Below are 20,425 nucleotides of genomic sequence, written 5' to 3' on the forward strand. Positions count from 1 at the left end.
GCTATGAACGATCCGATCACCATTCGCCATCTAAGCACCGCTGATTATGAGGCGATTTGCGAGGTGTGGGCTGCCTCTGGCTTGCCCTACAAACCCACCGGACGCGAAAGCCGCGAGGCGTTCACGACACAAATGGCATCCGACGTTCAGGATGCGCTCGGCGCAGAGATAGCGGGTGAACTTGTTGGCGTCGTCCTTGCCACCCACGACAGCCGCAAGGGATGGATCAACCGCCTTGCGGTGGCAAAGAGGCATCAACGCAAGGGCGTTGGACGAGCATTGATCGAGGCAGCAGAGGCAGCGCTACGGGCAAAAGGGCTGACGGTGATTGCCGCCCTTGTCGAGCATTACAACGAGGCAAGTTTTGCCCTTTTCCAAGCGGCGGGGTTTCACGTACACGAGACGTATTACCTGAGCAAGCGCGACAGTCAGGACGTGTGAGTAGCGGTGGATGAGCAAGAAATCAGCCGAGAGGTCGTGCGGGGAACACTCGTCATCGCCCTCATCGGTGCAGCCGTGACGATTATTACCTTGCTTTTGCTGCCCTTTCCCACGGCGGCAACAGACGATATGCCGCTGACGACAATGCCCCTGTTGCAGCGCATTGGAGAGCAGGTGATAAAAGGGCAAGTCTCACCCGTCACGGCACTTGATGTAACAGCGTTTCTGGGGATTCTGGCTGCCTTAGCTTGTGCAATGGTGGCGTGGTTGAATGGCTCACGCCTTGCCCTCTTTGGTTTGGTGGCGGTGGGGGCGCTTGGCTTGGCATATGTGGCGGGCATGTCTATCCCCTTTGTGGGACCCTTGGCGGGTGTTTGTGGCTATGCGCTGATTCTGATTGGCGGAGCGCTTGGATTGGCTGTGACCGGGGACGGAAAAGACAAGGTTGAGCAACAGGAAAAACAGTATGCCGAATAATCTACTGCGCGAAAAAGACATCCCCGGCATCGGGACGTATGAAACGTATATCAAGCACGGCGGCTATGACGGGCTGAAAAAAGCACTGAGCATGAAACCCGATGAGGTGATCGCCCTCGTCAAGGATTCCAACCTGCGTGGGCGGGGAGGGGCGGGCTTTTCCACTGGGATGAAATGGAGTTTCGTCCCCAAAACGGAGGGTCCGAAATACATCACCGTGAACGCCGATGAATCAGAACCCGGGACGTTCAAAGACCGTCAAATTCTTGAATTCAACTTTCAACAGATGTTGGAAGGGACACTGATCGCCGCCTATGCTGTCCAGGCGACGGCAATCTACATCTACGCACGGGGAGAGTTCTGGGATATTGCCCCTCATATGGAGGCGGAGATCGAGAAGGCGCGGGCGGGCGGGATGCTTGGCAAGAATATTGGCGGCGGGAATTGGAGTTGCGAGGTTTACGTCCATCTCGGCGCGGGGGCGTATATTTGTGGCGAGGAAAGCGCCCTCCTTAACAGCATTGAGGGAAAACTTGGGCAGCCGCGCCCCCGCCCACCCTTCCCCGCCGTTGCTGGTTTGTACAATAAACCAACGGTGATCAACAATGTGGAGACATTGGCAAACGTTCCCCTCATCCTCGTCAATGGGGCAGTATGGTTTAAGGGCATTGGCACGGAAAAAAGCCCCGGCACGAAGATTTTCTGCATGAGTGGGCATGTGGAAAAACCCGGCAACTATGAGTTCCCCTTAGGGATCACGTTCCGCCAACTTCTAGAGGCGGCAGGTGGCGTGAAGGGCGGCAAAAAGCTGAAGGCGATCCTCCCTTCTGGGGCGTCCGGTCCGCTTCTTCCGGCGACGGATAAAGTGTTGGACACTCCCCTGACCTATGAAGATGTTGCTGCGCTAGGATCAGTGTTGGGGTCAGCCTCGGTGATCATCCTTGACGAAGATACCGATATGGTCTGGGCAGCGCTCAAGATGATCCGCTTTTTCAAGCATGAAAGCTGCGGGAAATGCACACCCTGTCGAGAGGGGACATACTGGCTGGAAAAACGCATGAGCGCTCTCTATAACCATCAGGCAGCCTCGGAGGATGTGACACTCATCGAGAGTGTCGCCACCCAAATGATGGGCAAAAGCCTGTGTGCCTTAGGTGATTTCGCCACCAGCCCAATTTTGAGCGCCTTAAAGCATTGGCGTGAAGAATTTGTTGCCTATGCCAAAGCAACAACGCCCGCCAAACCACCTGCCAAAGAGAAGGTCGTTGCCGGGCGGGGTTAACGTTCAGTCCACAGCCCATCGAAGGCATAGAAACGATCATGGATGATCCATCACCACCCCAGACGCCGAAGGTCGTCGCCGGGACGCCATATCACCAGCCGACACACACCTCGGAGATGGAGACGCGCCCGCTGAAGGCCGAAGCCCTTGCACGGGAAGTGCGTTTGATCGATGTTGAACCGCTGCCCGGGGGGGATGAGAGCGATATTATCCTTCAAGAGGATGATCAGGCAGCCCCGCAGGCTGAGCTTGAGGATTTACTGCGGTTGAGCGAACCGCGCCCTGAAGCCGACGACACAGGGAAATACCTCCCCACCGAGCGCCTGCGGAAGCCAGAATCTCCCCTGAAGGCGCGGGTGCGGACGCTCACCGAGGGAATAGCAACCCACCCCGACGCGCCTGCCAATTACGTCATTCGCGGCGAACTTCTTCTTGAGGCGGGGGATGATGAGGCGGCAGCGGCAGATTTTACGAACGCCTTGACCCGTATTGAAAAGGCTGAAAAGAGCCTCAATTGGGGGTATATTTATCAGCACCTTGCCGAACGCGCAGCGGCGGGGTTGCGGGAAATTGCCTATGGGCAGCAGCGCAGCAACAGAACAACCAAAGCAAAGCGATAACGTTCACAGGATTCCGACGGAGCGAAGCAAACACCTATGTCCGAGACCGTCAGGTTATACATCGACGGCGTTGAACACCGCGTGCCGAAGGGGGCGAATCTGGTGGACGCCGCAAAAATGGTCGGGAATGATGTTCCCGTTTTCTGCTACCATCCCAAACTTGCCCCGGTGGGTATGTGCCGGATGTGCCTTGTCGAATTGGGTGGGGCAGATTTTGATAAGGAAAAGGGTGATTTCAAGCGCACAGAGAGCGGCGAAATTGCTTTCCGCTGGCAGCCTCGCCTTGCGACGGCGTGTACCACTTTTGTCACTGATGGCATGGCGATTCGCACGACGACGGATCAGGTACAAACCGCCCGCGACGACATCATTGAATTCTTGCTGACCAGCCATCCGCTGGATTGTCCTGTTTGCGATAAGGGGGGGGAATGTCCCCTCCAAAATCTGACGATGCAGCACGGCGCGGGTGAAAGCCGCTTTGTTTTTGACGAAAAGCAGCACCTTGCCAAACATTATCCGCTTGGCGACCTGATCTACCTCGATAGGGAGCGCTGCATCCAATGCGCCCGCTGCACACGCTTTCAGGAAGAACTTGTTGGCGATGCGGTGCTGGCGTTCCATGAGCGTGGACGTCGCTTGCAGATCGTCACCACAAGTACACCGGCTTTCGACACCTATTTCAGCGGCAACACAACGGATATTTGCCCTGTTGGGGCGCTGACAACGGCGGACTTCCGCTTCGGGGCGCGTCCGTGGGAACTGACCGAAGTGCCAAGTATCTGCCCGCATTGTGCAGTAGGTTGCAACACAAGCGCCAGCACGCGGTTGGATCGGGAGGCAGGCGGTAAGACGATTGTCAAGCGCATCATGCCCCGCCAAAACGAAGGCGTCAACGAGATATGGATTTGTGATAAAGGGCGCTTTGGACACCATCACAGCCGCCATGCCGAGCGGCTTACAAAACCGCTGATCCGGCAGGGCGGGAAACTTATCCCCACAACATGGGAAAAGGCGCTCAGCGCGATTGCTGAACGCCTTGCCGCCGCCGATGGGAACGTAGGGGCAATTGCTGGAGCAACACTTTCCAACGAAGACCTCTGGGAACTGCGTGGCTTAGTCGAAGGCGTTGGTGGCACACAACTAGGCGTTTACCCCTACCGCATGACAGGCGCAGAGATCGTCTGCAAGGTCGGTTTGGGCGTTGGCTCAAACTTCAAAGATATGGGCAAGGGGACAACGATCCTCGTCATTGCCTCTGATCTTTCTGAAGAAGCCCCCGTCTGGTATCTGCGGGTGAAAACGGCAGGAGATCGCGGGGCGCAAATCATCACGGTGAATGCCCGCCCAACAGAACTGGATCGCTTTGCCAAGAAGCAAATTCGCTACAGCTATGGCGGTGAGATCGCAGCGGTGAAAGCACTGCTCGATGAAAGCGCCATAAAAGAGGCGACAAACCTCGTCATCCTCGTTGGTGGTGAGGGGCTGGATCGGGCTGGACATGCCGGTGTAATGCAGGCGGCGGGAAACGTCCTCCTCAGCACGGGGCATGTGGGGAAGGCAAACAATGGACTCCTCGCGGTGTGGGCAGGGGCGAACACGCAAGGCGCGTTTGACCTCGGCTATAGCAGCGAGGCGACGGAAGCACTCCTCAGCAATCCTCCGTCGGTGCTGTTCCTTGCTGATGCTGATATTCTCGGTGAGGATGCCGCCCATGCAGGCTTTTTAAGCGGTGCGGAGGGGGCGTTCACTGTCGTTAGCGAGTTGTTCCTCACCAAGACGGCAGCGGCGGCGGATGTCGTTTTGCCCCGTCAGAGTTTTGCCGAGCGGGACGGGACGTTCACGAATGGCGAACGTCGTGTTCAGCGCTTCTATACAGCGCAGCCTGCCCTTGACGGCACACGCCCAGATTGGAAGGTCTTTGCCGAGATCAGCAAACTTCGTCACGGGGCAAAGCCAAAACTCTCCACCGCAGCGGTTATGAAAGCAATCAGCGAGGCACTTCCGCTCTATGCCGGAATGACCTACGGCAAATTGGGAGAGGTGACAAAACAGTACCCTGATGTGGGCGGCGAGAATTTATACTACGGCGGCACAGCCTACGAGAACACGGGCGGTTTGGGCGTCCAATGGCAAACGGATGCCGATAAGGGCGAAAAGATCAGTATTGCCATGCCCGCCGTTGGGAAACTGACAAAACTGAAGGACGGCGAAACGCTGATTGTGCCGGTTACCGAACTCTATGATCGTAAGCCGACCTTCGCCGCCAGCAGCGCTCTGATGCACTCGCATATCCCCGCGCCCTATATTGTGATCAACAAGGCGACGGCTGAGGCGCTTGGTGTCACAGAGGGTGAGAGCCTGAGCCTAAGCTGTGGCAGCGTGACGGGCGAGTATGCCGTCCGTGTGGACGATGCCACACCGAAGCAAGTTGCCTATGTTGCCCGTCATTTGAACCCGAATACCCCCGCCCCTGCCACCCCGATGGTGGGCGCTCTGCGGAAAGTTGAGGTCGCGCAGCCCGCATGATTGACGCAAACCTGATCATTGAGTGTTCAGCCGCCGCCGGGTGTGGCACGCTCCGCGCCATTATCCTGAGCGTGTTGATTTTCTTCACGCTGCTGACCGGCTTTGCTTATACCACCCTTCTAGAGCGGCGCTTTATCGCGTGGATTCAACACCGTGTTGGACCGAACCGCGCCGGTCCCGGTGGGCTGTTGTTCCCGCTGGCAGATGCCGTGAAATTGTTCTTCAAAGAAGATGTGACCCCCACTGGCGCAGATCGTGTCGTTTATCTGATCGCTCCGGCGCTGAAGGTCATTCCCTCAATCTTGGTCGTCGCTGTGATTCCCTTGGGTCCGCCCATCCTCATCCCATGGTTTGATGGCTTGTGGTATCGCGTTCCCTTGCACTTGATCGATGTCAATGTGGGGGTGTTGTTCATCCTGGCGTGGCTCAGTTTGGGGACGTATGGCATCGTCCTTGCCGGGTGGGCAAGCAACAACAAGTACAGCATGTTGGGCGGGCTGCGTGCCACTGCCCAAATGTTGAGCTACGAACTGAGCATGGGAACGGCAATGGCTGTCCCCATCCTCATCACCAGTTCAATGAAGATGTCTACGATCATCGAGGCGCAAAATAACCCGCAAGTCTTTGGTTGGTTCGTCTTTCAAAACCCTGTCGCCGCCATCATCCTGATCATTGCGCTGCTGGCGGAGGTCAACCGCGCTCCCTTTGACCTTCCCGAAGCCGAACAAGAACTGACCGCTGGCTACCATACGGAATACAGCGGGATGAAATTCGCCTTGTTCTTCATGGCGGAATACATCAGCATGATCTCCGTGAGCATGATTGCGGTGGCATTCTTCTTCGGCGGCTACCACTTCTTCTTGGTCGATCAAGTGCCGATCCTGGGTCCGCTGGTCTTTATCGTCAAGGTAATCTTGTTCCTGTGCGGGATGATCTGGATTCGGGCGACCTTGCCGCGCATCCGCTATGACCGTCTGATGAGTCTCGGTTGGAAAGTCCTCTTTCCGTTGGCGCTGGCGGCGGTGGCGTGGACGGCAGTGGCACTCGTCCTCGGTGATGCACTTGGCAGCCCCGCTGTTTATATCCTGATCATGCTTGGCGCCTCAGGAATCACGTTGGGCGTGCTGTTCTCGCTGCTCAATCGATCCAAAGCAATGGACGAAGGCGAGTATGTCGTTTTGGGCAAGCGCGGTGCCGGCTGGGCAATCATGAGCATCATCGGCGGGTTAGTGGCAATTCCTGTCGGAATTTTCAAATTCCTCGGTCAGCAAGTGAGCAATGCCCAGGTTGTTCTAAAGGATGAAAAGCCTGTCAATTAACCTATTATTCGTTGAGATGGGTGACCCTGCGGGGTCGCCCCGACGCCCCCAACCGCAACCTCGGATCACTAAACCCTTTTCCCTCTGGCTTATGTCTGGCTCAGGATAAAGAGCAGAAACAGCACCCCCACCAAGCCCACCGCAACAATGATTGGCACCCAACGGGGCAGCGAATGTTCGGGGGGGAAAGGGATTGTGTCTGAGGAGAGCAGTGGCTTCGGGCGGGTTTTGTCCGAACGTCGTAACACAAGCATTGCTTTTGTTCGCCCATCAAGGGAACTGCGCGTCTCAACAAGGTGCGGGGGGAGGGTTTTTGCTCCGGCGGTTGTCCCGATTGCCGTCTCAATCAGGCTGACGGGGACGGGGCGCTTGAGAATCCCCTCGGCTGGGGTGCGTTCAGAGGGAAACTGCTGCGCATACCCGTTTGGGTCGTAGGTCAGCCCAAAAAGCGCTCGATAGGCACGCCACGCGGCGCGGAGGGTTGCCTCGTTCGCCGTCGATTCAAGGGCGATGATCTTATCATAGGCGGCGGTGCGTTCAAAGTCTCGACGTGTCTCCGCCATCCGTTCTATGGCAATCTTCCCCGCCCCTTCAGGGTCTACCTTAATCACTTGTTGAAAGAGCTTCTCTGCCGAGGTGAGATCGCTGGCGGCAATCGCTTCTTCGGCAGCAGCAAGGACTTCAAAGACGTGTATGGGAGCGCGGGCTTCTGGTTGGGAGGGGCGTGGCGGAAGGGGTGTTGTTGGGGGAAATTCACCGCGCAGCGCACGTACCTCAACACGCCCTAAGACGTTCAACACCCGTGCGAGGGCAAGATCAAGAGAGATATTCATAATATCGGTGAACTGAATCGGGCGCAAGACAGGGTGAATCTCGCATGGCTTCAGCAAAAGGGGCAACACAGGTTTGTTCAAGGCAAGGGCGTAGTGCATCTCTGCTGCGCAGTAGATCGATTCTGCGCTGCGTGGGGTAAGGGCGATCACGAAACAATCAGATCGTTCAATTTCGCTCAGAATCACTCGCCACCATAAATCCGCCCCAACCAGACGGCGATCAAACCAAATTGTATGGGGCGACTCGCTGTGGAGGCGATCCACAAGGTCGGCAATCAGTGTTCTGTCGTCACGCGAGTAGCTAATGAAAATGTTCACTGTGTATCCGGTCTTGCCCTAAACCGGATTCTAACCGAATTCAGCAAAAACGGGTGTAATGAATTGAGGTGTAGTTAACGAGAGAAGAAATTAAGCCGTAAGCCGTACACGCCAGACCCTTCTCCCAATCCTTCCTGTGCCTTAATCCTTGCTCAGGAACGCCGCTCAAAGCGCCGGTACACTTCACGGAGTTGCTTGGCAGCAGCATCCCATGTGAAGCGGCTGGCTTGGGCATAGCCGCGCTCAATCAGCCCCGCCCGTAGGGTGTCATCGCGCAGGAGAACCTCTAACCCTGCCCGGATGGAGTCCACCTGAAGGGGATCGACCAACAGAGCCGCATCACCGGCAACCTCCCCCAGTGAGGACACCCCCGCCGTGAGAACGGGTGTCCCGCAGGCGAATGCCTCTAGAATAGGCAGCCCGAATCCTTCATAAAGGGAAGGGAATGCCAATAGCCGCGCCCCCGTATAGAGCGCCGGAAGGTCGGCATCCTCGGCAAAGCCGATGAAGTGGACGCGCTCCGTCAACCCTTGTGCAGCCACTGTCGCATAAATCGGGTCTTGCAGCCAGCCGCGCCCTCCGGCAATGACAAGATGCACATCGGCAAGATCAGGCGGCAGCGCGGCAAGGGCTTCAATCAGACGGGCATAGTTTTTGCGCGGCTGAACCGTCCCCACCGCCAAGATGTAAGGCGACGCCCCGATGCGATATTTTTCGCGCAGCGCTGCCTCAAGCGCTGTTGGGCAAAATCGGGGATTCACCCCTGAATACAACACTTCAATTTTTGCTTCCGGCAGTTTGTAGAGGTCAATCAAATCATCTTTGGTGGCGTGCGAATCGGCAAGAACGTAATCAGCACGGCGGGCAGAACGCGGCACAACGACATCAAGGTAGGCTTTTAGACTTGGTGGGGCGGCTTCTGGCACGCGAACAAACGATAGATCGTGAACTGTGAGGACGGTAGGTGTGCTAGGGAGGGTGGGGGGGAGGACAAAATCGGTAGCATGGTAGAGGCGCACCCTACCAACCCATGTTTCCACAGGAATCGGCAAGCGAAGGCGATGCCAAAAGCGGAAAAACCATTCCGGCGTGATGCGCGTTGCCGCCCATCGAAAATTACCGCCAGGAAGGGTGGGGAGGGGCTTTCGACCTGCTCCCTGTACATACAAGCGATAGGTTGTTTCGCTATCCTGATGAGCAAGGGCAGTGATTAACTCGCGAACATACCGTCCAATTCCCGCCCCCTGTTCGTAGGCGGCGGTGTAATCAATCCCGATCATGGAAGGGAGTCCGTTTGGTGGCTACTGTGGACGTTTCTAGGGGGTGTCAGTCGTTGTATTTACCTTGTCCACATCGCTGTAGGTGATCTTGCGATTGGCGGCGAAGTTCCACGCAGCAACAATGACTAACGAGAGCATCACCGCCCCATTTGCTCCAATTTTGAATAAGGTTTTGTCTTCAATCGCCCATTTCATGCTGTGGGAAAAGTTCGTCACCGCATTGGCAAAGGGAACGGTCAAATTCGCCACAATGAAGGCGCGAATCGCCAACCCAATCACACTCAAAATGAAGAACATCACCAGTTGGTGAACAATGGCACGGGAACGCGAATCAGGGTATGTCCAATAGCGATTCCAAAAGAAGTTGCTGCATACAGCAACCGTAAAGCCTACCGAGCTTGCCAAGAGAACTTTGTTCGTCTCGCCATCCTGCACATGAAAAATAATCATGAGAAGGTTCGTCAGACCCAGATCGATCACCGCCCCTAAGGCGCCGACAAACAAGAATTTGATGAACCGCTCAATATCCGCTGCCCACACCCCGCCAATGCGACGGCTAAATTTGCGAATGTAGCCGTCCCGGTCATTCAGGCGGGTTAAAAAGCCGCCCTGTTTGGGTTGTGGTGAAAGGTGGGAATCATGTGCCATCGTATTCGTCACGTTCTAGAACTCTCCCGCTGTGCAGCAAGACTGTAATTAAACCAAGCATTGCCCCGATATGCAAGAATAAATTATTGACAAACAGCTTGTCGAATAGACTATGGACGGCAAGATGGACCCAAACCCCCAACAAACCGAGAGCAATGCCGCGCTCAGGGTCAGCCAAGCGAAGCGCCCGCAGCGTCAGCATGAGGTAGGCAAGCCACATCCCCACATAAGCTGCTAACCCAACGATCCCTGTCTCTGCCAAAACGTTCAGGTAGTAATTATGGGCATGACCAAGCGCCATGCTCCAATTCATGAGGGCATAGGCGGGGTAGGCTGCCTCATAGCCGCCAAAACCCACCCCCACCAGCGGATGATCATTTGCCATGCCGAGCGCTGCTTGCCAATGCGCCAAGCGTTCGATCACGGCATAATTATCATCGTTGATCGCCCGTCCGCGCACATCCTCAATGCCCGTTAGGTCTTGGGCAAAGTCGGTAATCCGCGCCACCAACGAGGCGGGCGCAAGCCCACTGACGACGCTTAGCGCAACGCCACCAATTACAAACACAAGGAGTAAAACCCCCATCCAGCGTTTTCGTGGCGCACAAAGTAATAACATGAGTATTGCAGAAGCAAAACCGAGCCACGCCCCACGACTCCACGAGACGATTAACCCGCCGCCGATGAATGCCGCCGCCGCCAATGTCAGGGCTGCCCATGCCGCAAAACGGGCATTGCGTTTTCGCCACGCCGCCGCCGCCAAACCATAGCTCATTCCTAAGGCAAGCGGGAGCGTTAGCCCCATGAATGCACCAAAGGGGTTTGGCTGCCCGAACGTTCCAAAGGCGCGAAAGTAGCGAAATTCCAAAATCCACAGATGCGGCGCACCCGACCCACCGCGAAATTGGTAAATGCCGAGCAGCGCCTGCCCTGATGCGGCGATGAGCAGCGTCCCCGCCACCCACCACCCCCCCCCCGACGAGCCAACGAGCGCCATGACGAGCAGAATTTCCACCCATTTGATCAGTTCGTTCACCGTCGCTGAGGGGGAAACCGCCCCCCACAGGCTGAGCGCCGCAGCAAACAGGAAGGCGCAGAGTGGAAGATAGACGCCCGACCAGCGCAGTCCGATGCGCCGCTGATCGGCAATGCTGCGCATAAGCCATGCGGCAAGGGTGATGAGGAGGGCAATCTGCCCCACATCAAGGGGGAGTTTCAACGCCGCTTCAGTTTCGATGAGTGTTTTGAGGGGGGCAACGATCAAGGTGACTGTCAGACCGATGCGCGGGTCAATGAGCGTGACAATCAGCAGCCCCATACCACCGATTAGGACAAGGGCGGGCAAGGGCGGAAGGAGTCCGGCGATCAGCCCAAGCCCTATGGCGGGAAGCAGCCATAGGAATGAAACCGGTGGGCGAGGGAAGTTGAGGGTTCGCATGGTTGTTCCCTAGCGTAAGTTAGATTTCTGCACAGTCCTTTCCTATCCTAACAGAAATAAAAATCCCGCCCAGTGTTGAACCACTGGACGGCGATAACAGACACCCCAAACTCTGCGTTCAACCCGGCGCGTTGGCGTCGGGGCAGGTGTGACCTAGAACTGATTCCAGAGCAGCTGATTTGCCACTTCGTGGTGGTACTGCACCTCAGGAATCTTGACCAGCGTCCCTAAGCGGCGGGCGCAGCGATCCGCTGAGGCTTCCTTAAGCGCAGTAAACTTATCCTGAAGTTCCGCGCCCAACAGTTCGCGGACGTACTTGCTGGCACGGAAGTTATCAATCGCATCATAGATGTTATCGGGCAAAATGGCGTTGCGGGCAACCTTGCCTTCTTTTCCATCCAGCCCCGTCTTGAAGAACGTATAGATCGCCAGATAGGGGTTTGCATCGGGAGCGATAGAACGCACTTCCACGCGGGCAGAACGCTCATTCCCAATCGGGATGCGCACCATCGAGCCGCGATCCACTGGCGAAGACTTGATCTGGTTCGGCGCTTCAAAATGCGGATCAAGACGGCGGTAGCTGTTCACGCTGCTGTTTAAGATCAGGCAAATGTCATTCCCAACGGTCAGAATCCGCTGGATGAAGGCGTGCGCCATTGCCGAGATTTTGTGTTCCCCATGAGCATCCCAAAACAGGTTTTCCTTGCCTTTACTCACCGACATGTTCGTGTGCATTCCACTCCCATTGATCCCGACGACGGGCTTGGGGAGGAAACTGGCGGTCATATCCAGTTTGTGGGCAACCTGCCGGCACAACAGCTTGTATAGCTGAATCTGATCAGCGGCAATGCTTGCCTCGCTGTAGCCATAGTTCATCTCGAACTGGGAAGGGGCAACCTCTGGATGGTCTTTCTCGTTGGCAAAGCCCATCGCCCGCTGAACTTCGGCGGCGGTGTCGATGAACAAGCGCAGCGGATCGCTTGGCAGCGAGTGGTAGTACCCGCCCTGTGCCACAAACTCAAACGCGCCGGTTGTGGCATATGCCTGTTCCGCATTGCGTCCCTTGAACAAGAAGCCTTCAATTTCATTGGCAGCGTTACAGGTGTAGCCATCCCGATCATAAAGTTCCTTCAGATAGCGCTTGAGGCGGGAACGCATATCCGCCGCGTAGGGTGTGCCATCTTTTTCCAAGACTTCGCTAAAGACCAACACCTTACCGGGTCCAAAGAAATCGGAAGGCAGCCAGTAAAATGCCGACCAATCCACCGCCAAACGCAGGTCGGATTCGCTCTGCGCCGAAAAGCCCCGGATGGACGATCCATCAAAGGTCAGATTGTCCGCCGACTTCAGAAGGAACTTCTTGTCGTAATCCAGCATGTGCAGCCGCCCTTCAAGGTCGGTGAAGCACAAGGTCACGGCTTTGATGCCCTTTGTATCAGCAAGGTACTTCATCCGCGAATCGCGCAGATCATCTGCCGTTTTGCGGGCAAGGCGCTCCGCTTTCGCTGCCAGATTCAGTTCTTCGAGTTCGTCGTAGGGGATTTCGAGAAAATTACGGAGAGTCATGGCGTTTTTGCTCATTTCATCCATGTCTGAGTGTGAAAAACGTCACGAGTCTACCATTGTAGAGGGTAAAGGAGTTTGGTCAGGTTGCATGAATTTCTATCGTCATTTTGCCCGAATTTTCTCCGTCAAGTTACCGAAATGGGCAAAAATGGCATAAAAGATATGCTCAAAGAGGGATATCGAAGGACGTTGTGTCAAAAACAGGGGGTGTCGCCATTATTTTTTTGATACACACAACTCCTCGGTGCATCATGGATTATGTCTTGCCCCACCATGTTGGCTGACCATCGTGTTCGTGGCGGGGGCAAACGACGCTAAATGAATGAATTCCCCCCATTTTTCAGGGGATCAATGCCTTCAACCCCGCCTCATCAAGGATTGTTATGCCTAACGCCTCTGCCTTCTCTCGTTTGCTTCCGACATTTTCACCAGCGACGACATAACTCGTCTTTTTGCTGACGCTGCCGCTCACCTTTCCGCCGTTTGCTTCGATCAGCGCTTGCGCCTCGTCACGAGTCATTGTTGGCAGTGTGCCGGTGAGGACGAAGGTTAATCCGGTAAGCGCTTCTGAGCGCATGGCGGCGGGGGTATTTGCCGTCATCGTGACGCCTGCTTCCCGAAGACGGGCGATTTTATCTCTGTGTTCGGCATCCTGAAACCATGCTACAACCCCGCCGGCGATGGACGGACCAATACCACCAATCGTTTGCAGATCGTCGGTGGTTGCCGTCATAAGCGCATCTAGGGAGGGGAAGTGCTTCACCAGCAGCTTTGCCACTGTTGTTCCCACACCGGAAATGCCCAACGCCATGAGGACGCTCTCCAGAGGACGAGTCTTTGCCGCCGCCAAACTCGTCATGAGGTTTTGTATTTTTAAGTCGGCGTAGCCCTCTAACTCGGCAAGCTGTTCGGGGGTGAGCCGAAATAGATCAGCTTCATCTTGAATCAGCCCTTTTTCCAGCAGTTGGCGAATGCCTTTCTCTGCCAACCCCTCAATATCCAAGCCCCCTTTACTGGCAAAATACTCAATCTCACGGGCGACGCGCTCTGGGCAGCGCGGGTTGCTGCAATAATAGGCAACCTCGCCCTCAGTATGTGCCACTGGTGATTGGCAAAAGGGGCAGACTGTCGGTGGGGTGATGGGCATCTCCGCACCGCTGCGTGCTTCAACGAGGGGTCCGATCACGAAGGGAATGACCTCCCCCGCCCGCTTGATCTGGACGCGATCCCCCAAGCGAACATCTTTCCGCGCTACATCCTCAAAGTTGTTCAAGGTTGCCTGTCTGATCGTCGCCCCGCTGACGAAAACAGGTTCAAGCTCGGCGTTGGGAGTGAGGACGCCCGTCCGTCCCACGCTGACGCTGACGCTGATTAAGCGTGTGGTGACCACCTCTGGGGGGAATTTGTAGGCAACTGCGCCGCGTGGGTTTTTGCCCACAACACCAAGCGCGTTGTAGGTGGCGAAATCATCAATCTTGATCACCAGCCCATCAATCTCGTAGGGGAGGCTGTGCCGCTGTCCTTCAAACGCCTCAACATAGGCGATTAGGGCGTCTAGATGATCAAAGCGGCGAATGTCCTCGCCGACGCGAAACCCAAGCGCCCGCAAAAGCGTAAGAGTCTCCCATTGGGTGCGCGGCGTTGTGCCATCGGGGGCATCAACAATCCCAAAGGCGTAGAACGTTAAAGGGCGGGCGGCAGTGATCGCTGGATCAAGCTGTTTGAGAGCACCGCTTGCTGTGTTGCGCGGGTTGATGAAGCGCGTCTCACCTTGCGCCCGCATGGACTCTTGAAAGGCTTTGAAATCGTCCTTGTGAATGACAACTTCCCCGCGCACGACAAGCGGGGAGGGCGGAACAACCTGCCCACTGGGTGGAATCTTCACGGGGACGCTGCGAATGGTGCGGACGTTCGCCGTCACATCATCGCCCGTGTACCCGTCGCCCCGCGTCGCGCCGAGGGTTAGCTGTCCAGCGGTGTAGGTCAGCGCTACCGTCAGCCCATCGAATTTCGGTTCAACGACATATGCCAGGCGTGCCGAGGTATCTAGCAGCTTATCAATCCGCGCCCGCCACGCCCGAATCTCATCGGCGGTGTATGCCTTGCCAAGCGAGAGCATCGGCGCAGGGTGGGTGATCTTTGGCAGGCGTTCATCCAGATCGCTCCCCACCCGCTGCGTTGGCGAATCGGGCGTGATGAGTTCTGGGTAAGCCTTTTCAAGGGCATCGAGTTCATCGAAAAGGGCGTCAAATTCGGCGTCCGAGATGATCGGCGTCCCAAGCACATAATAGCGGTGGCTGTGATCGCGCAGTTGCGCCCGAAGGTCTTCGGCGCGGTGGCGAAGGGCGTCCATTGTGGGGGTAGGTTGATCGGTCATTGCACCTCAGAATGGTTTGTGGCAATGGTACAATGAATTGTAACCCAATTCAAAACAGGCGTTCGGAAGGACAATCCCTGTGAACGACGATATGCGCGGTGCGTGGCGCACAAAAGCCGTTGAGGACTTTCTGAAACAGGTCTATCTGCTTGAGCAGCAGATTGCCCCTGTGCCGACAACGCTTCTAGCCGAGGCATTGAACATTGCCGCTCCCTCCGTCACCGATATGATCAAGCGCTTATCCGGCGCGGCGGACGACAAGGAGAAAAAAGAAGGGAAAAAGCCAGAGGCAATCCCCCCACAACTGCTGATCTATACGCCCTATCAAGGCGTGCAGTTGACCGATTTGGGAAAACGGATTGCCCTCGAAATGGTGCGTCACCACCGCTTGTTAGAACTTTACCTGACCCAAAAATTAGGCTATGCGTGGGATGAAGTCCATGAAGAAGCAGACCGGCTGGAACACCATATTTCGGAGCGGCTGGAAGCGCGGATTGACGATGCGCTTGGCAACCCGCAGATTGACCCACACGGCGACCCGATTCCGGCGTTGGACGGGACGATCTCAACCCAAACGCTGATCCTTCTTTCTGATATGTCCCTCAGCCGCCCCTGTGAGGTGAGCCGCATCATCGACCAAACGCCAGAAGTCCTCCGCTATTTTGCCGATCTGGGTTTGGTCATTGGGGTTGCCGTTACGCTCCACGAGCGGGCGCCGCTCAACGACACGCTCCGCATTCAGATCGGTGGGGGCGATGAACGGGTGACGATCAGCACCCAAGTGGCACGAAAAGTGTTGGTCATTTGCGGGTAGGCGTGATCCTCACCCCCCTGCTCCCTTTGCCGTACACAGGGAAAAGGGAGAAATGCTGCGGGCGGGGGGGTGAGGGCTGTCTCTTTCTATAGTTACCGTGATTGCTAGTCAGAGATGATGTTAGTCAAAGCCAGCGCAAGCAAGGTAGCGTGGGCTTTCAAGTCAAAGCCGTGGTTGGTACGAGCATGAAGATGTTGGATGCCCATCGCCTCCATTTGAGTGTAGACCGTTTCAATGCGCTTGCGATACAGCCGCAGGTCATACTCGTCGGCCCAAGAATTGGGGGTCAAATCCTGCTCCGACGCGGGCAACAGGTCAAAACTGACCGGAACCCCGTCGGAAATACAAATCAGGTGCAAGCGCCAGCCAAAGAACTTCTCCTTCTTGGTGGCGCAATAGCCACAGAAAGCCTTCCTGCGAACCTTCTTGCCGTGCGACGCTCGCGCCCGTTTGCATACCGGCAGGGGCATACTATCAATGATAAAGGCTTCGCCTTGGGTGTAGATGGCAGTCACCACGCTGATGATCCCATACAGCCAGTCTCGCAGCGCGTGCAAGCGGCGGTTGAACCGTGACACACTCAGACCATGCACATACCCCAAACGGGTTAAGACGCACAAACTCCATTCATGATGATTCCGGAAATACTTCGCTGCGATCACGCCCACCGTCAAAATCTCCGCTGCCGTGCCGGTGGCTCGGCAGTCATCGGCATATCCATACGCTTTCAGAATATCATCGATCACCACATATATCGTTACAATATACCTGTCGTTCATGTCGCTCCCTCGTTTCATGGTTGTCTGGTAACTTCCATTCTAACGAGTCCGCCATGAACGACTTCAACTAGCAATCACGATGTATGCTATAAACGGCAAGCTTCCGCAGGTTTACTGGTTAGGAAAGGTCACATTAGAAGCATAGGAGTAGTCCACCACAAAGGTAGATAGTGGTTTCACCCCAAGCCCCCTCTCCGTTTGGAGAGGGGACTCACGAATTCTCTTACTTCTTCATCACAAAGACCGCCGCCGTCCGTGCTGGCACGGTTAGGGTGGCGCTCTCCGCGTTGAAGTTGCTGCCCTTCACAACCTCATCTGTGCTGGCGGCTAAGATCGGGTGAAGCTCTAGCGAGAGCGCACCGAATGCCGTGTTTGTGTAGGATTTTTCCGCTTTCGTCACGTTGATCATAATGACCAGCGCCGCATACGGATCGTCCAAACTGCCATCGGTGTTATCCAAAACGACGACCAACACACCGGGGATTTGCTCCGTCCCTGTGTTCAAGAATTTCACATGCTTTTGGATTTCTTCTGCCGTGCGCAGCCGGAACAGGCGCGAACTCTGACGAACCGCCAGCGTCTCGCGGAAGTGATCCGCCGCCCGCAGAATGTCCGCTTTCGCCGGTTTTAGGGCGGAGTTGCCCAAAAGCGGCTGCACAATATCCCACATCTCTTTGTTCTTATCGGCAGTCGGCAAGCCCGCCCCAAAGTTGTTTGTCTCATAGGTGAAATCGAGGCGGTTAAACCAATCGCCGGAATCGTAGCTATCCCGATCCATCGACTTCGAGCGCAGCAAGTCCATCCCCGCATGGACAAACGGCACACCCTGACTGTAAAGGACGATGCTCACACCGAGGTTTTGCATCCGCACACGGTCTGCCATGCTCGTTTCGACGGGCGCTTTGTAGGCGATCATGTCCCAGAGCGTCTCGTTATCGTGCTTTTCGGCATAAACGATGTTTTCTTGGGGATCGTCGGCGTATCCGGCAGGCGCTCCGTTGTAGTCAATCTCCGCGCCGGTGACGGTCTTTCCTTCGCGGTTTTCAAACGTATAGCCGCGCAGATTGCCCGCCATGCCCACCCGAATTTGATCGGCAAAGAGCAGCAAACGGGCGAGTTGTTCGTCTGGCGTCCCCTGATCGGTGGTCGCGTTTGGATCATCCCACAAGCCGTTCACAAAGCCTTGCTTTTGCCGATCCCCAAAGGGTGATCCGCCTCGCACGGCATCCCGCAGGCGATCATTGAACGTCCCAATGCCCGTCCCCGCCATATTGATTTGGGTGGCGTTTTCACCGCGCTGGTTGTTCCCCACCTCCCCAAAGTTCCAGCCCTCACCATAGACGTAAATGGCTTTGCCGTCTACACCGCTGTTTTCGATGGTCAGCCCGTCCAGCCGTTCGCGGAGTTTGACCATGTTCGCCTTCATGTGGTGCCCCATCAGGTCAAAACGGAAGGCGTCAATTTTGTATTCCGTCGCCCAGAAAAGCACCGAATCGATCAGCAGTTTTTCCATCATCAGATGTTCAGAGGCGGTGTTTTCGCAGCAGGTGGAACGCTCGACCTTCCCCTCGAAGTTGAGGCGGTGGTAGTAGCCGGGGACGATTTTATCGAGGACGGATTTTTCGTTTTGCCCGCTGGCATTTGTGTGGTTGTAGACGACATCCATCACCACCCGTAAGCCCGTCGCGTTGATCGCCTTCACCGCCTCGCGCAGTTCAAGAATGCGCGTGGTCCCATCTGGGTTTGTGCTATAACTGCCTTCCGGCGTATTGTAATGGTAGGGATCGTAGCCCCAGTTGAAGCCATCCAACGCCCGATTGTTATTCACCAATTCTTGCTGCCGCGCCGAATCGGGCGGGAAACGCTGCAAGAGTTGGAACAAGACTTCTTGCCGTTTTGTCTTGTCTTCCTCAACAGTGGCAATATCAAAGAAGGGCAGCAGGTGAAGGTGCGTCAAGCCCGCCTTCGCCAAACCTGCCAGGTGTTTCATCCCGTTCGACTCGCTCACCGTGAAGGCGGCGAATGTCCCCCTCAGCGCCTCTGGGACGGTTTCATCAAAGATGCTGAAATCGCGGATATGGAGTTCGTAGATCACGCTGTCTTCGGGGGCGGCAAGGGCGGGCTTCACCACGCTTGCCCACCCTTCCGGCTGAAGATCGGCGTCGTTGAGGTTCACCATCTGCGAACGACGGCTGTTCATACTCAGGCTGACCGTATAGGGGTCGGTGACGCGGTTCACCTCTACCGCGTTCGTGGCGGGTGTAAAGACCGTCACCTCATAGAGAAAGTAGTGTCCCTTCCAATCGGCATCGCCCATCACCGACCAAACGCCCGTCGCTTCGTCACGGGCAAGCGAAGTGGCAATTTCGACATCGCCTGTCGAATCGGGGTAGATCAGGAGTGACACATTCCGTGCGGTGGGCGCCCACAGGCGGAGCGTTGGCACATCACCATCCCACGTCACCCCAAGCGGCACATCGGCAGCGGCGCTGTAAAGATCGTCCAAGACGCCGGGGATTTGCAATCCACTGACATCGAGGAGCGTTCCATCGGGGGCGGTGGCGGAAACGTATAACTGCCCCATCAGCAGCGGCGCGACAATCCCCCGATCTGCGCCGGGGAGGATGAGCGGCGTCAGGGCTGCCAAGTGGGGGAATTTCGCGGCGGTTTCGGCGCTCACACCCGCCTCACTGAGGACGAGGGGGAAGGTTTGCCCGCCAGCGACTTTATCCGGCTCAAGGGTCATGGCAGCGTTGGCATCGTAATGGAGCGTGTAGATTGTATCCTCTGCCGCGCCCTTTGCCTTCCAAAGGATTGTATCAAGGCTCACCCAGTGAGCTTGGTAGGTGCGCTGGCGGGGTGCGCCCTCCACATTGACAGTGATGATTTTCGTCTCTTTGTCCCACTCAAAAAAAACAGGCTTGTTATCGGTGGGGACGGTGAAGCTGATGTTTGAGCCATCTCGCGCACCGTTTGAGCCGTAATTCTCCCCCCACGACTCATTGATAGCGACTTTCATCTCGTAATCGCCCGCCTTCAAGCCCGACACAGAAAGGGTGTATTTGCCATCCCCGTCGGGGTCTTGCAACCACGAGCGTAGGCAGGAAGGATCCCAATCGCCAGCGACGCCGCTTTTGGAGCAGCCGATCTCGCTCTGATAGCTTCCCGGCGCAGTGGCAATGATGCTGTTGACATTATCGGTGATCCAGTGGGTTTTGTGGTCATAGTAGAAACTGACTTTGCTATCGCGGCTGAGGCTGAGCGTGATATTTGCCCCACCTGCCGCCGCGCCCGCACCGTAGTTTTCGTCCCATGTTTTGTTCAGGGCGGCTTTGTATTCGTAATCGCCCGCTTTCAAGTTGAACGCGGCATACCACACATCATCTTCCTCATCGTATTTAAGAAAGGTTGCTTCACACTCCGGCTGCCAATCGCCTGGGCAGCCAAGCTGTGCTTGGATCGTGCCAGCAATGGTGACGCTGGTTGGGGCGTCGCCCTGCGCGGTGACCATCCGTGCGGCGGGGGAAAACAGCCCCGCTGCCGCAAGGGATACGATCAGGAGCAGAAGGAGACCATTAAGGTAACGTTTCATGCGCTAAACTCCACCGTGTAAGAAACTGTTCGTTTGGCGTGCTGACACAGGCACGCACGCTGATCATAGCGCATGAGTGGCGTCCCGGACGAACATGGAGAAGGGGATTTAGGCA

Annotated in this window: 15 protein-coding genes; 7 read left to right on the forward strand and 8 right to left on the reverse strand. The window is 56.1% G+C overall.

Features of this window, described 5'->3' with window-relative positions; translation table 11 throughout:
* Positions 1-3: 3 nt before the first annotated feature.
* The 6 genes from HS103_15425 to nuoH are packed head-to-tail and all read left to right on the forward strand — an operon-like array spanning position 4 to position 6,665.
* Entirely contained in the window at positions 4-441 is a 438-nt protein-coding gene (locus HS103_15425) for a GNAT family N-acetyltransferase (protein MBE7514188.1), read from the forward strand.
* A gap of 6 nt (positions 442-447) precedes the next feature.
* Positions 448-918, forward strand: coding sequence for a hypothetical protein (locus tag HS103_15430; GenBank protein ID MBE7514189.1), 471 nt, complete (start codon positions 448-450; stop codon positions 916-918).
* On the forward strand, positions 908-2,200 hold the full coding sequence (gene nuoF / locus HS103_15435) for an NADH-quinone oxidoreductase subunit NuoF (GenBank protein MBE7514190.1): 1,293 nt from the start codon (positions 908-910) through the stop codon (positions 2,198-2,200). The genes HS103_15430 and nuoF overlap by 11 nt, the downstream gene beginning before the upstream one ends.
* Positions 2,201-2,238: 38 nt before the next feature.
* Positions 2,239-2,820, forward strand: coding sequence for a hypothetical protein (locus HS103_15440; protein MBE7514191.1), 582 nt, complete (start codon positions 2,239-2,241; stop codon positions 2,818-2,820).
* A gap of 36 nt (positions 2,821-2,856) precedes the next feature.
* Positions 2,857-5,346: an NADH-quinone oxidoreductase subunit NuoG gene (gene nuoG, locus HS103_15445; protein MBE7514192.1), complete on the forward strand. Its 2,490-nt coding sequence runs from the start codon at positions 2,857-2,859 to the stop codon at positions 5,344-5,346.
* Positions 5,343-6,665 (forward strand): NADH-quinone oxidoreductase subunit NuoH, encoded by a 1,323-nt coding sequence (gene nuoH, locus HS103_15450; protein ID MBE7514193.1) that lies wholly within the window; start codon positions 5,343-5,345, stop codon positions 6,663-6,665. Before nuoG ends, nuoH begins: the two co-directional genes overlap by 4 nt.
* Positions 6,666-6,754: 89 nt before the next feature.
* Here nuoH and HS103_15455 read toward each other — a convergent pair whose 3' ends face one another.
* The 6 genes from HS103_15455 to ligA all read right to left on the reverse strand — a co-directional run bounded on the left by HS103_15455 (position 6,755) and on the right by ligA (position 15,101).
* Positions 6,755-7,816, reverse strand: coding sequence for a toll/interleukin-1 receptor domain-containing protein (locus HS103_15455; protein ID MBE7514194.1), 1,062 nt, complete (start codon positions 7,814-7,816; stop codon positions 6,755-6,757).
* Positions 7,817-7,968: 152 nt separating this feature from the next.
* Positions 7,969-9,096: a glycosyltransferase family 4 protein gene (locus HS103_15460; GenBank protein MBE7514195.1), complete on the reverse strand. Its 1,128-nt coding sequence runs from the start codon at positions 9,094-9,096 to the stop codon at positions 7,969-7,971.
* Positions 9,097-9,132: 36 nt separating this feature from the next.
* A complete protein-coding gene (locus tag HS103_15465) occupies positions 9,133-9,756 on the reverse strand; it encodes a GtrA family protein (GenBank protein MBE7514196.1) in 624 nt (207 codons plus the stop codon).
* A complete protein-coding gene (locus HS103_15470; GenBank protein ID MBE7514197.1) occupies positions 9,734-11,182 on the reverse strand; it encodes an O-antigen ligase family protein in 1,449 nt (482 codons plus the stop codon). Before HS103_15470 ends, HS103_15465 begins: the two co-directional genes overlap by 23 nt.
* Before the next feature lie 153 nt (positions 11,183-11,335).
* Positions 11,336-12,748 (reverse strand): glutamine synthetase, encoded by a 1,413-nt coding sequence (locus HS103_15475; protein MBE7514198.1) that lies wholly within the window; start codon positions 12,746-12,748, stop codon positions 11,336-11,338.
* A 340-nt stretch (positions 12,749-13,088) separates the two neighbouring features.
* Positions 13,089-15,101: an NAD-dependent DNA ligase LigA gene (gene ligA, locus HS103_15480; GenBank protein MBE7514199.1), complete on the reverse strand. Its 2,013-nt coding sequence runs from the start codon at positions 15,099-15,101 to the stop codon at positions 13,089-13,091.
* Positions 15,102-15,216: 115 nt separating this feature from the next.
* Here ligA and HS103_15485 point away from each other — a divergent pair, with 115 nt between their 5' ends.
* The gene (locus HS103_15485) at positions 15,217-15,939 is read left to right on the forward strand and encodes a metal-dependent transcriptional regulator (protein ID MBE7514200.1); all 723 of its coding nucleotides are present in this window, start codon (positions 15,217-15,219) and stop codon (positions 15,937-15,939) included.
* A 104-nt stretch (positions 15,940-16,043) separates the two neighbouring features.
* On the opposite strand, the gene HS103_15490 is transcribed toward HS103_15485, so the two are convergent.
* On the reverse strand, positions 16,044-16,718 hold the full coding sequence (locus HS103_15490) for a hypothetical protein (GenBank protein MBE7514201.1): 675 nt from the start codon (positions 16,716-16,718) through the stop codon (positions 16,044-16,046).
* 223 nt (positions 16,719-16,941) lie between these two features.
* Entirely contained in the window at positions 16,942-20,310 is a 3,369-nt protein-coding gene (pulA, locus tag HS103_15495) for a pullulanase-type alpha-1,6-glucosidase (protein MBE7514202.1), read from the reverse strand.
* Positions 20,311-20,425 lie beyond the last annotated feature (115 nt).

The organism is Anaerolineales bacterium (genome assembly GCA_015075625.1).
Lineage (GTDB): Bacteria > Chloroflexota > Anaerolineae > Aggregatilineales > UBA2796 > UBA2796.

Coding starts and splice junctions, on each gene's coding strand:
- HS103_15425 (MBE7514188.1), top strand. CDS start 4: ATGAACGATCCGATCACCATTCGCCATCTAAGCACCGCTGATTATGAG.
- HS103_15490 (MBE7514201.1), bottom strand. CDS start 16,718: ATGAACGACAGGTATATTGTAACGATATATGTGGTGATCGATGATATT.
- nuoG (MBE7514192.1), top strand. CDS start 2,857: ATGTCCGAGACCGTCAGGTTATACATCGACGGCGTTGAACACCGCGTG.
- ligA (MBE7514199.1), bottom strand. CDS start 15,101: ATGGACGCCCTTCGCCACCGCGCCGAAGACCTTCGGGCGCAACTGCGC.
- HS103_15460 (MBE7514195.1), bottom strand. CDS start 9,096: ATGATCGGGATTGATTACACCGCCGCCTACGAACAGGGGGCGGGAATT.
- pulA (MBE7514202.1), bottom strand. CDS start 20,310: ATGAAACGTTACCTTAATGGTCTCCTTCTGCTCCTGATCGTATCCCTT.
- nuoH (MBE7514193.1), top strand. CDS start 5,343: ATGATTGACGCAAACCTGATCATTGAGTGTTCAGCCGCCGCCGGGTGT.
- HS103_15485 (MBE7514200.1), top strand. CDS start 15,217: ATGCGCGGTGCGTGGCGCACAAAAGCCGTTGAGGACTTTCTGAAACAG.
- HS103_15475 (MBE7514198.1), bottom strand. CDS start 12,748: ATGACTCTCCGTAATTTTCTCGAAATCCCCTACGACGAACTCGAAGAA.
- HS103_15440 (MBE7514191.1), top strand. CDS start 2,239: ATGGATGATCCATCACCACCCCAGACGCCGAAGGTCGTCGCCGGGACG.
- HS103_15470 (MBE7514197.1), bottom strand. CDS start 11,182: ATGCGAACCCTCAACTTCCCTCGCCCACCGGTTTCATTCCTATGGCTG.
- nuoF (MBE7514190.1), top strand. CDS start 908: ATGCCGAATAATCTACTGCGCGAAAAAGACATCCCCGGCATCGGGACG.